This window comes from Aestuariivita sp., assembly GCF_049276915.1.
Lineage (GTDB): Bacteria > Pseudomonadota > Alphaproteobacteria > Rhodobacterales > Rhodobacteraceae > Aestuariivita.
Genome location: NZ_JBASXK010000145.1, coordinates 33,133 through 44,213, shown reverse-complemented (window position 1 = coordinate 44,213; position 11,081 = coordinate 33,133). Strand labels below are relative to the sequence as shown.

9 protein-coding genes are annotated in these 11,081 nt (G+C 62.1%); 6 read left to right on the top strand and 3 right to left on the bottom strand.

Annotation, left to right across the window (positions count from 1 at the left end):
• Positions 1-73: 73 nt before the first annotated feature.
• The 6 genes from WAO69_RS15620 (at position 74) to cysE (ending at position 7,181) form a co-directional block, all read left to right on the top strand.
• Positions 74-706, top strand: coding sequence for a phage distal tail protein, Rcc01695 family (locus WAO69_RS15620; protein ID WP_422180803.1), 633 nt, complete (start codon positions 74-76; stop codon positions 704-706).
• Positions 706-1,590: a DUF2163 domain-containing protein gene (locus tag WAO69_RS15615; RefSeq protein ID WP_422180801.1), complete on the top strand. Its 885-nt coding sequence runs from the start codon at positions 706-708 to the stop codon at positions 1,588-1,590. The genes WAO69_RS15620 and WAO69_RS15615 overlap by 1 nt, the downstream gene beginning before the upstream one ends.
• Complete coding sequence (locus WAO69_RS15610) at positions 1,587-2,027, top strand: peptidase (RefSeq protein WP_422180799.1); 441 nt, start codon at positions 1,587-1,589, stop codon at positions 2,025-2,027. Before WAO69_RS15615 ends, WAO69_RS15610 begins: the two co-directional genes overlap by 4 nt.
• The gene (locus tag WAO69_RS15605; RefSeq protein ID WP_422180797.1) at positions 2,027-5,950 is read left to right on the top strand and encodes a baseplate multidomain protein megatron; all 3,924 of its coding nucleotides are present in this window, start codon (positions 2,027-2,029) and stop codon (positions 5,948-5,950) included. The genes WAO69_RS15610 and WAO69_RS15605 overlap by 1 nt, the downstream gene beginning before the upstream one ends.
• Positions 5,950-6,246 carry a hypothetical protein gene (locus WAO69_RS15600; RefSeq protein ID WP_422180795.1) on the top strand — a complete coding sequence of 99 codons (297 nt, stop codon included), beginning with the start codon at positions 5,950-5,952 and terminating at the stop codon, positions 6,244-6,246. The genes WAO69_RS15605 and WAO69_RS15600 overlap by 1 nt, the downstream gene beginning before the upstream one ends.
• Before the next feature lie 125 nt (positions 6,247-6,371).
• Positions 6,372-7,181, top strand: coding sequence for a serine O-acetyltransferase (gene cysE, locus WAO69_RS15595; RefSeq protein ID WP_422180793.1), 810 nt, complete (start codon positions 6,372-6,374; stop codon positions 7,179-7,181).
• A gap of 120 nt (positions 7,182-7,301) precedes the next feature.
• Here cysE and WAO69_RS15590 read toward each other — a convergent pair whose 3' ends face one another.
• Genes WAO69_RS15590 through pdhA form a run of 3 tightly spaced genes read right to left on the bottom strand, consistent with a single transcriptional unit; the run spans position 7,302 to position 10,991 of the window.
• A complete protein-coding gene (locus WAO69_RS15590; RefSeq protein WP_422180791.1) occupies positions 7,302-8,606 on the bottom strand; it encodes a pyruvate dehydrogenase complex dihydrolipoamide acetyltransferase in 1,305 nt (434 codons plus the stop codon).
• A 10-nt stretch (positions 8,607-8,616) separates the two neighbouring features.
• Positions 8,617-9,975: a pyruvate dehydrogenase complex E1 component subunit beta gene (locus WAO69_RS15585; RefSeq protein ID WP_422180789.1), complete on the bottom strand. Its 1,359-nt coding sequence runs from the start codon at positions 9,973-9,975 to the stop codon at positions 8,617-8,619.
• A gap of 14 nt (positions 9,976-9,989) precedes the next feature.
• Complete coding sequence (gene pdhA, locus WAO69_RS15580) at positions 9,990-10,991, bottom strand: pyruvate dehydrogenase (acetyl-transferring) E1 component subunit alpha (RefSeq protein ID WP_422180787.1); 1,002 nt, start codon at positions 10,989-10,991, stop codon at positions 9,990-9,992.
• Positions 10,992-11,081: the final 90 nt, after the last annotated feature.

The window sequence follows — 11,081 nt, the reverse complement described above, 5'->3', positions numbered from 1 at the left end:
GGGGCAGATCGCGGCGCAGATGGGCCGCGCCCTGGGGCGTGGCAACCGCAACCGTTAATCACAGGAGTGGGCGATGAATTTCCATGAAGTCCGGTTTCCGGCCTCGTTGAGCTTTGGCTCGCTTGGTGGCCCCGAGCGGCGCACCGATGTGGTGACGCTGGCCAATGGGTTCGAAGAGCGCAACACGCCCTGGTCGCATTCGCGCAGGCGCTATGATGCCGGTCTGGGGATGCGGTCCCTGGACGATATCGAAACGCTGATCGCGTTTTTCGAGGCCAGGCGCGGGCAGATGCATGCGTTTCGCTGGAAGGATTGGTCGGATTTCAAATCGAGCCGCGCCAAGGCAGAGATCACCTATCAGGATCAGGTGATCGCTCTGGGGGATGGGGTGCAGACGGCGTTTGCCTTGCTCAAGACCTATCGCTCGGGTGACTACAGCTATGCGCGTCCGATCACGAAGCCTGTGGTGGGAACCGTCCGTGTGGGCGTCGAGCAGGACGAGATGCGCGATGGCGTGGATTACGAGGTGGATGAAACGACGGGGGTGATCCTGTTTCAGCGTCCGCCCGATCAGGACATGGCAGTGACGGCCGGTTTCGAGTTTGACGTGCCGGTGCGCTTTGACACGGATCGCATTCATACCAGCGTCGCAAGTTTTCAGGCCGGGGATGTGCCCAATGTGCCTGTGGTCGAGGTGCGCGTGTGATGGGCCTGTCTGACGCGCTGAGGGCGCATCTGGAGAGCGGCGAGACAACGCTGTGCCGATGCTGGGCGATCTCGCGCCGGGATGGGGTTGAGTTCGGCTTTACCGATCACGACCTGGCGCTGACGTTCGAGGGTTTGACATTCAAGGCCGAGACCGGGCTGACGGCCTATGCGCTTCAGCAATCCACGGGCTTGTCGGTGGACAATACCGAGGCGCTTGGCGTGCTGAGTGATGCCGCGCTGAACGAGGCCGATATCGAGGCAGGACGCTTTGACGGAGCCGAGGTGCGGGCCTGGTTGGTGAACTGGGCGGCCCCCGAGCAGAGATGGTTGCAGTTTCGCGGCTCGATCGGAGAGTTGAAGCGCGCAGGTGGGGCGTTTCAGGCCGAGTTGCGCGGGCTGACCGAGGCGCTGAATACGCCCTTGGGTCGGATCTATCAAAAGCCCTGTACAGCGGTGTTGGGTGATCGCGCTTGCGGGTTTAATCCGACACAGCCGGGCTATGGGGTCGAACTGGCTGTCGAGCGGATTGTCGATCCGGGGCAATTTCTTTGGGAGGGGCTGGAGGGTTTTGGTCCGGGTTGGTTCGCCGGGGGGCGCTTGAGCGTGCTGAGCGGGACAGCCAAGGGTCTGTGGGGCGCGATCAAGCTGGATCGCCAGGCCGATGCAGGGCGGCAGGTCACCCTGTGGACGCCGCTGCGTGCGGCAGTGGCCGCGGGAGATATGGTGCGCCTTGAGGCCGGCTGTGACAAGCGCGCCGAGACCTGTCGGCTGAAGTTTGACAATCTGCTGAACTATCAGGGCTTTCCGGATATTCCCGGAGAGGACTGGATGATCGCCTATCCACGATCCGGCAATCCCAATACCGGGGGGAGCCGGAGATGAGTGGTGAGAGCATCGTGAGCGAGGCGCGCCGCTGGCTGGGCACGCCCTATCGGCATCAGGCGGCCTTGTGCGGCGCGGGGACGGATTGCCTGGGGTTGGTGCGCGGTGTGTGGCGCGCGCTTTACGGGGCCGAGCCCGAAGCCGTTCCGCCCTATTCGATGGATTGGTCCGAGCCTGCCCGTGAGGAGCGCCTCTGGCAGGCCGCCACGCGGCATCTGGTGGTGCGGGATCTGGATCAGGACGCCTTGGGCGATGTGATCCTGTTTCGAATGCGCAGCGGATCCGTGGCCAAGCATCTGGGCATTGTGTCGGGCCTGAGCCCGCGGCCTGCATTCATCCACGCCTATAGCGGGCGCGGCGTAGTCGAAAGCCCGCTGAGCGCGCCCTGGCGGCGGCGCATCGTGGCGCGGTTCGCATTTCCCGAGGAGGGTCCATAATGGCGACGATACTTCTGTCGGCGGCGGGTGCTGCGATTGGCGGCTCGATCGGGGGGACGGCGCTGGGCCTGTCTTCGGTCGCGATCGGGCGCGCGGTCGGGGCGACCTTTGGCAAGTTGATTGATCAGAAACTGCTGGGTCTGGGGTCTGACCCGGTGGCAGTGGGCCGTGTGGACCGGTTCCGACTGAGCGGGGCCAGCGAGGGTGGCGCGATTGCGCGCGGCTTTGGGCGGGTGCGCATCGGCGGGCAGGTCATATGGGCGTCGGATTTTGCCGAGACGGCGGTGACCAGCGGCGGCGGCAAGGGCGGATCGCGCCCTTCAGTGACGCGCTACAGCTATACGGTGAGCCTTGCGGTGGCGCTGTGCGAAGGAGAGGTCACCAGCGTGGGCCGGGTCTGGGCGGATGGCGAAGAGATCACGCCCAAGGATCTGAACATGACCGTCTATACCGGTCGTATGGATCAGCTGCCTGATCCTGTCATGGAGGCTGTTGAAGGGGCGGGTCAGGTGCCTGCCTATCGCGGAACGGCCTATGTGGTGATGGAGGGGATCGCCCTGGAACGGTTCGGCAACCGGGTGCCGCAGTTCTCGTTCGAGGTAACGCGGCCCGAGCAGCTGGGCAAAGAGGCAGCACCGGGTTCGATGCCCTATGGGGTGGAGGTCGTGGCGCTTGTGCCGGGGACCGGGGAATATGCGCTGGCCACCACGCCGGTCTATTATTCGGACGGGCCCGGACGGCGCTGGGCGGCGAACCTCAACAGCCCCTCGGGACTGACGGATTTCGAGACATCGTTTGATGCCTTAAGGACCGAGTTGCCAAACTGCGGGGCGACCTCGCTGGTGGTGTGCTGGTTTGGCGACGATCTGCGCTGTGGGTCCTGTTCGCTGGTGCCCAAGGTTGAAACGATCCACGAAGAGGGCGTGGACATGCCCTGGTCGGTGTCGGGGCTGACGCGGGCCAATGCCGATCTTCTGGAGGAAGAGGACGGGCGACCGATTTACGGGGGCACGCCTGCGGATGCGTCTGTGGTGCAGGCGATCCGGCATATGCGCGATGCGGGCCAGAAGGTGTTGTTCTATCCGTTCATTCTGATGGATCAGACGGCGGATAATGGCCTGCCTGATCCCTATAGCGATGCAGACAACCAGCCGGTTCTGCCGTGGCGCGGGCGGATCACCCTGAGCGCGGCACCGTGGCGGCCCGGCTCTCCGGACGGCACCTCGGTTGCGGATGATGAGGTCGCGGCGTTTTTCGGGAGTGCGCGCTCGGCGGATTTTGTCGTGGGCAATGGCGTGGTGCACTATGTCGGGGATCCGGGTGATTGGGGCATGCGTCGCTTCATCCTGCATTATGCCGCCCTATGTGCTTCAGCTGGTGGAATCGACAGTTTCGCCATCGGTACCGAGATGCGTGGGCTGACATGGATCCGGGGGGCAGGGAATGTGTTTGCCGCCGTGGCGCAGTTTCGTGATCTGGCCGCAGAGGTGCGCGCGCTGTTGCCCGATACTCTGATTGGCTATGCGGCGGATTGGTCCGAGTATTTTGGCTATCAACCGCAGGATGGGTCAGCAGACCGGTATTTCCATCTCGACCCGCTTTGGGGGGATGAGAACATAGATTTTGTCGGTATCGACAATTACATGCCGCTGTCGGATTGGCGGGAGGGCAGCGATCATCTGGATGCGCAGGCATGGGGGTCGATCTACAATCTCGATTACCTCAAGGCCAATGTTCAGGGCGGCGAGGGCTATGACTGGTTCTACCACTCGCCTGAGGCGCGCAGAGCCCAGATCCGCACCCCGATCACGGATGGTGAGGGTGAGCCGTGGATCTATCGCTATAAGGATTTGCGCAACTGGTGGGAAAACGCGCATTTCGAGCGGGTGGGGGGGCAGCGCAGCGAGGTGCCGACTGGCTGGGAGCCACGCAGCAAGCCGATCTGGTTCACCGAGCTGGGATGCGGTGCGGTTGACAAGGGCACGAACCAGCCCAACAAGTTTCTTGATCCGAAATCCTCGGAAAGTTCCCTGCCGCGGTTTTCCAATGGGCAGCGCGACGACTTCATTCAGGCCCAGTATCTGCGGGCGATGTTCGAATACTGGAATGATCCGGTCAACAACCCGCAGGCTGACCTTTATGAAGGGCGGATGCTGGATATGTCGAATGCTTACGTCTGGGCCTGGGACACCCGGCCGTTTCCGTTTTTCCCCAACAAACTGGCGCAATGGAGTGACGGGCTGAATTATCTGCGCGGGCATTGGATCAATGGGCGATGTTCCTCGCGCAGCCTGGCTTCGGTTGTAGGAGAGATCTGTGAGCGCGTGGGCCTGCGCGCCTATGATGTGAGCGGTTTGCGCGGGATGGTGCGCGGCTACACCGAAGATCAGGTGAGTGATGCGCGCAGTGCCTTGCAACCTTTGATGCTGGCTTATGGGTTTGATGCGATCGAGCGGGATGGCATGCTCATATTTGTCATGCGCGACGGGTTGGGAGCCACTTTGATTGATCCCGGCGCGATGGCGGTGGCCGGGGATGTGTCGGGCAGCGTAGAGCGGATGCGCGAGACAGATGCGGAACTGGCGGGCCGTGTGCGGCTGCGCTTTGTCGAGGCGGAGGGGGATCATGCGGTGCAGGCTGAAGAGGCCGTGTTGCCAGATGAAGCCACCCATGCCGTGGCCGCCAGCGAGACAGCATTGTCCCTGACCCGCGCCGAGGCGCGCCAGATCGTTGAGCGCTGGCTTGGTGAGACGCGCGTGGCGCGTGATACGGCACGCTTTGCGCTTCCGCCGTCGCATCTTGCGCTGGGCGCGGGCGATATCGTGTCGATGCCCGGTGCGGCGGGCGAGAGTTTGGAGCTGTATCGCATCGACCGGGTGGAGCAGAGTTCTGGGCAGTTGATCGAGGCGGTTCGGGTCGAGCCGGGGATTTATGATCCGGGATATTATGCGGATGGGCTGGCAGGTGCGCGCGCCTTCGCACCACCCGTGCCGGTTCAGCCGTTGTTTCTGGATCTGCCGCTGATCACTGGCGACGAGGTGCCCCATGCGCCCCATCTGGCGGTGACGGGGGAGCCTTGGCCGGGAAGCGTGGCGCTGTTCGGATCGGACCGGGATGAGGATTATCGACTGGAGCAGATCCTGGCTCAGCGCGCCGTGATCGGCGTGACACGCTCGCCCTTGCCGGCGGCGGCACCGGGGCTTTGGGATGAAGGCGTAGCGCTTGAGGTCGAGCTTTTGTCCGGTGGCCTGGAAAGCCGACCCGCAGCGTCGGTGCTGAACGGGGCAAATCTGGCGGTGATCGGGGATGGCAGTGCGGGGAACTGGGAAGTGATCCAGTTTCGCGAGGCACAGCTGATCGGGTCGGATCGCTATTGGTTGAGAGGGCGTTTGCGCGGGCAGTTGGGCAGTGATGCGCTGATGCCTGACGTTTGGCCCGAGGGGTCATGGTTTGTCTTGCTGGATGGCGCGCCCGAGCAGATCGCACTCAATGGCGCGCAGCGACGCATTGCGCGCCATTACCGGATCGGGCCGACCCTGCGGCCCTTTGATGATCCTTCATATGTCGCGCGGATCGAGGCTTTTGACGGGATCGGGCTCAAGCCCTATGCGCCGGTACATCTGCGCGCGAGGATTGATGGGACGGGTGCCGTGGATCTGAGCTGGACCCGGCGGACGCGGATTGATGGCGACAGCTGGGAGGGTTCGGAGGTCCCGCTGGGCGAAGAGCGCGAGGCCTATCTGGTGCGGGTGTTCGCGCAAGCCACATTGCTGCGGGAAGTCGAGGTAACTGCATCTTCGTGGCGATACGATGCGGCGATGCGGGTGGCGGATGGAGCGCCTGGTTCGGTGCGTTTCGAGGTTGCGCAGATCTCGGCGCGCTTTGGGCCGGGGGGATTTGCGCGGCTGAGCGAGGCGGCGTGATGCGCCGGATACATTACGGTGATGTTGCGGCCCTTGCGCGGGCCCTGATGTGTCTGCAGCCAGAGGCGCGCGCGGCGCAGTGCCTGCGCATGATCCGCGAGGCTCAGTGTGCCGAGGCGCATCGCCGAGAAACCGGGCAGGCCCATCCGCTTTGGGGTTCGGGATCGCTGATGGAGGTGGCGCGCCGACGGGATATGGCGGGCGAGCCGGGATTTGAAGATGCCCAGTATTGCGCCGCGCTGCGGCTGGTTCTGGACTGTCTGCAAGAAACCGCGATCCGCCAAAGGCAGCACTGAACACCTGTGCGCATGTTTCGATGCGTTCTCAAGCGGTGCCGAGACCTATCGTCCCGGTCACGCAGTTGCGTTTGGTCAGAATTGGCTTAAATGAGTATGCTGAGACGATGAAAAGGATCGGCGCAATGGCTCAAACGCAAAAACACCTTACTTCTGTGGATCCGGTGTGGGATCGCATTACCGTGGAAGCGCGGGACGCCGTGGCGCATGAGCCGCTGATGGGCGGTTTGGTGCATGCCTGTATCCTGCATCATAAATCCATCGAAAAGGCACTGAGTTACCGGGTTGCTGCCAAGCTGGCCTCGAACGAGATGTCGATGGTGATCCTGCGCGAAATCGCCGATGAGGCCTATGCGGAATCTCCCGAACTGGTGGATGCCGCGCGCGCCGATCTGGTGGCTGTCTATGAGCGTGATCCGGCCTGCCATCGGTTGTTGCAACCGATCCTCTACTTCAAGGGCTATCAGGCGATGCAGGCCTATCGGATCGGTCATTGGCTGTGGCAGAAGGGCAAATACGACCTGGCCTATTTCTTTCAGATGCGGATTTCAGAGATTTTCGGTGTCGATATTCACCCTGCCGCCCGCATCGGAAAGGGCATCATGATCGACCATGCCCATTCCATCGTGATTGGTGAGACAGCGGTTGTCGGAGACAATGTGTCGATGTTGCATTCGGTGACCTTGGGCGGCACCGGTAAGGAAGAAGAGGATCGTCACCCGAAAATCGAGGACGGTGTCCTGATCGGTGCCGGAGCCAAGGTGCTGGGCAATATCCGGGTTGGTCGATGCTCGCGGATTGCTGCGGGATCGGTGGTTCTGGAAGATGTGCCCCCTTGCAAGACGGTTGCAGGTATACCGGCCAAGATCGTGGGTGAGGCGGGCTGCGATCAACCGGCGATATCGATGAATCACATGCTGGTCAAAGGCGGCTGACAGGCGTTCTTCTGGCATGAAAAAACCGGGCGCTTGCCCGGTTTTTTTGTTGGCCCTGCGGGCCAGCTTGGGGCTCTGCCCCAAACCCCGCCGTATTTTCAGCAAGAAGACGGGGTAGGGTCAGGCGAGCATGGCGATGGGGTTTTCCAGGTTCTGAACGATGGCGTCGAGCAGTTGTGCGCCAAGCTCGCCGTCGATCACCCGGTGATCCACCGAGAGCGTGACCGACATCACGGTGGCCACGGTCAGTTGACCATCCTTGCCGACGACGGGTTTCTTGACGCCTGCTCCCACCGCTAGGATCGCGCCATGGGGTGGGTTGATGACGGCGTCGAAATTGTCGATGCCGAACATGCCGAGGTTGGAAATCGCGAAACTGCCGCCCTGGTATTCATGTGGTGCCAGTTTGCGCGCGCGGGCACGGGTGGCGAGGTCTTTCATTTCCGCTGACAAGGCCGAGAGGGATTTGACTTCGGCGTCCTTGAGCACCGGCGTGAAGAGACCGCCATCTATGGCGACGGCCACGGCCACGTCAGAAGGGCTGAGGCGCAGCATGCGATCTCCGGCCCAGACGGCATTGGCGTCCGGAACCTGTTGCAGGGCCAGGGCGCAGGCCTTGATGATGAAGTCATTCACGCTGAGTTTGATGCCACGCGCCGCAAGCTGCGTATTGAGTTCACCGCGGAACTTGAGCAGGGCATCCAGTTGGATATCCCGACGCAGATAGAAATGAGGTATGGTCTGCTTGGCTTCGGTCAGGCGTGCGGCCACGGTTTTGCGCATGCCATCAAGCGGGACTTCCACAAAGTCGCGCCCCTCGTAGATTTTCAGCACCTGTTCGGTGCTTGGCCCGGTTGGCATCGACTTGGTGACCGCGGCTGATGCCGGGGCTGCGGCGGGGCTTGGCACCGTGGTGGCTTTGGGTGCGGTAGCCGTGGAGGTTTCCACGTCGGCCTTGACGATGCGGCCATGCGGGCCGGAGCCGGTGATCTGGCTGAGATCGAGACCCTTGTCGGTGGCAATGCGGCGTGCCAGTGGCGTGGCAAAAAGGCGGGTGCCGTCCTTGCGAGGTGCCGGCGGAGCGGGAGGTGCGGCAGCGGCCGTTGCAGCCGGCGCGGCTGCAGGGGCCTGGGCAGGTGTAGCGGCGGCCGGGGCGGGGCTGGCAACATCGCCTGCCGTTTCTCCGTCTTCCAGAAGCACGGCGATCGGGCTGTTCACCTTCACGCCTTCCGTGCCTTCTGCCACCAGCAGCTTGCCGATGATCCCTTCATCGACCGCTTCGAACTCCATCGTCGCCTTGTCGGTTTCGATCTCGGCCAGCAAGTCGCCGGAAGAGACCCTGTCGCCTTCCTTGACCAGCCATTTCGCAAGGGTGCCTTCCTCCATCGTGGGAGAGAGCGCGGGCATGAGAATTTCTGTAGGCATGATCCGCTCCTTACCTGTAGGTGACCTGTTTGACGGCAGCGACGACTTGGTCGGTGGTGACCAGCGCCAGTTTTTCCAGATTCGCCGCATAGGGCATGGGCACGTCCTTGCCCGTCAGGTTGATGACCGGCGCGTCGAGGTAGTCGAACGCCTGCTGCATGATCACAGAGCTGATGTAATTGCCGACCGAGCTTTGCGGCCAGCCTTCCTCGATGGTGACACAACGGTTGGTCTTCATCACCGACCTGATGATCGCGCCGGTATCCATCGGGCGCAATGTGCGCAGATCCAGAACTTCGGCCGAGATACCCTCGGCGGCAAGGAGGTCCGCGGCTTCCAGCGCATAGGTCATGCCGATTCCAAAGCTCACGAGGGTGACATCCGTCCCTTCGCGCCAGATGCGGGCCTTGCCGAAGGGAACGGTGTAATCCTCCGTATCCGGCACATCAAAGGAGCGACCATAGAGGATTTCATTCTCAAGAAAGATCACCGGGTTGGGGTCGCGGATGGCTGTCTTCAGCAGGCCTTTGGCATCTGAAGCAGAATAGGGCATGACCACCTTGAGGCCGGGGATCTGCGAGTACCAGGCGGCGTAATCCTGGCTGTGCTGGGCTCCGACCCGTGCAGCGGCCCCGTTTGGTCCGCGAAACACCATGGGCGCGCCCATCTGACCGCCCGACATATAGAGCGTCTTGGCGGCAGAGTTGATGATCTGGTCAATGGCCTGCATCGCAAAGTTGAAGGTCATGAACTCGACAATGGGACGCAGACCGCCAAAGGCCGAACCCACCGCGATGCCGGCAAAGCCATGTTCTGTGATGGGCGTGTCGATGACCCGTTTGCCACCGAACTCATCCAGCAGACCCTGGGAGATCTTGTAGGCACCCTGATACTCTCCCACCTCTTCGCCCATCAGATAGACCGTCGCGTCGCGACGCATCTCTTCGGCCATGGCGTCGCGCAATGCTTCGCGCACGGTTTGTTGCTTCATCGGCGTGCCTTCGGGCCAGTCCGGCGTCAGATCCACGCCGGGGGCAGCGGGTGCGCTGTCGGTGGCTGGTGCGGCAGCCGCCGGTGCAGCGGCAGCAGGGGCAGGGGCCTTGGCGGGCGTGTCGCTCATCGTTTCCCCATCCTCGATCAGGATGGCGATGGGCGCATTGACCTTCACACCCTCTGTCCCTTCAGCGATCAGGATCTTGCCGATGATCCCTTCATCGACGGCTTCGAACTCCATCGTGGCCTTGTCGGTTTCGATCTCGGCCAGGATATCGCCGGAACTGACGGTATCGCCTTCCTTGACGAGCCATTTGGCAAGAGTGCCCTCTTCCATGGTGGGGCTGAGGGCGGGCATCAGAATTTCGGTTGCCATTGTCTGTCGTCCTCTTATTCGGCCGCGTCGGCGTAAATGTCTGTCCAGAGCTCTTCAAGCGCGGGCTCGGGGCTGTTCTTGGCAAACTCGGCAGATGCATTGACGATGTCCTTGATCTCCTTGTCGATCGCCTTGAGATCGTCTTCCGTGGCGTGATCGCCGGTGAGCAGCAGGGCGCGGACCTGTTCGATGGGATCGCGCTCTTCACGCATTCTCTGAACTTCTTCGCGGGTACGATACTTGGCCGGGTCCGACATCGAGTGACCGCGATAGCGATAGGTTTTGACTTCAAGGATATAGGGACCCTTGCCCGAGCGGCAGTGCGCGGTGGCCTTTTCGCTGGCCTCCTTGACCGCCAGAACATCCATGCCGTCGACGGCCTCGCCCGGAATGCCGAAAGCGGCACCACGGGTATAAAGTTCGGGGGTCGAGGTCGAGCGTTTCTGGGCCGTCCCCATGGCATACTGGTTGTTCTCGATCACGAAAATCACCGGCAGATCCCATAGGGCGGCCATGTTGAAGGTCTCATAGATCTGGCCCTGATTGGCCGCCCCATCGCCGAAATAGGCGAATGTCACGCGTCCGTTCTCAAGATATTTGTCAGCAAAGGCCAGACCCGCGCCCAGAGGCACCTGCGCCCCCACGATGCCGTGGCCGCCATAAAAGTGCTTTTCCTTCGAGAACATGTGCATGGAGCCGCCCTTGCCGCGCGAATAGCCGCCCTCGCGGCCCGTCAGTTCGGCCATCACACCATTCGGATCCATCCCGCAGGCCAGCATGTGACCATGATCGCGATAGGAGGTGATGCGTTTGTCGCCCTCCTGTGCGGCCGCCTCGAGCCCGACGACGACAGCTTCCTGGCCGATATAGAGGTGGCAGAACCCCCCGATCAGACCCATGCCATAGAGCTGGCCCGCCTTTTCTTCAAAGCGCCGGATCAAGAGCATGTCTCGGTAATAGGTTTTCAGCTCTTCGGCTGAGACATTGGGTTTCTTGGTTGTTTTGCGCGCGGCCATCGCTCGGAGCTCCCTCTCTGGCGAGATAGTTTAGCGTTAAACTATCTCATAATGGATTTGATCCACGGATGCGAGGGATAAGATGACGCG

What these genes read in the sequence shown, in the direction of transcription:
- WAO69_RS15620 (WP_422180803.1), top strand. Translation starts at nt 74, where the DNA reads ATGAATTTCCATGAAGTCCGGTTTCCGGCCTCGTTGAGCTTTGGCTCG.
- WAO69_RS15615 (WP_422180801.1), top strand. Translation starts at nt 706, where the DNA reads ATGGGCCTGTCTGACGCGCTGAGGGCGCATCTGGAGAGCGGCGAGACA.
- WAO69_RS15610 (WP_422180799.1), top strand. Translation starts at nt 1,587, where the DNA reads ATGAGTGGTGAGAGCATCGTGAGCGAGGCGCGCCGCTGGCTGGGCACG.
- WAO69_RS15605 (WP_422180797.1), top strand. Translation starts at nt 2,027, where the DNA reads ATGGCGACGATACTTCTGTCGGCGGCGGGTGCTGCGATTGGCGGCTCG.
- WAO69_RS15600 (WP_422180795.1), top strand. Translation starts at nt 5,950, where the DNA reads ATGCGCCGGATACATTACGGTGATGTTGCGGCCCTTGCGCGGGCCCTG.
- cysE (WP_422180793.1), top strand. Translation starts at nt 6,372, where the DNA reads ATGGCTCAAACGCAAAAACACCTTACTTCTGTGGATCCGGTGTGGGAT.
- WAO69_RS15590 (WP_422180791.1), bottom strand. Translation starts at nt 8,606, where the DNA reads ATGCCTACAGAAATTCTCATGCCCGCGCTCTCTCCCACGATGGAGGAA.
- WAO69_RS15585 (WP_422180789.1), bottom strand. Translation starts at nt 9,975, where the DNA reads ATGGCAACCGAAATTCTGATGCCCGCCCTCAGCCCCACCATGGAAGAG.
- pdhA (WP_422180787.1), bottom strand. Translation starts at nt 10,991, where the DNA reads ATGGCCGCGCGCAAAACAACCAAGAAACCCAATGTCTCAGCCGAAGAG.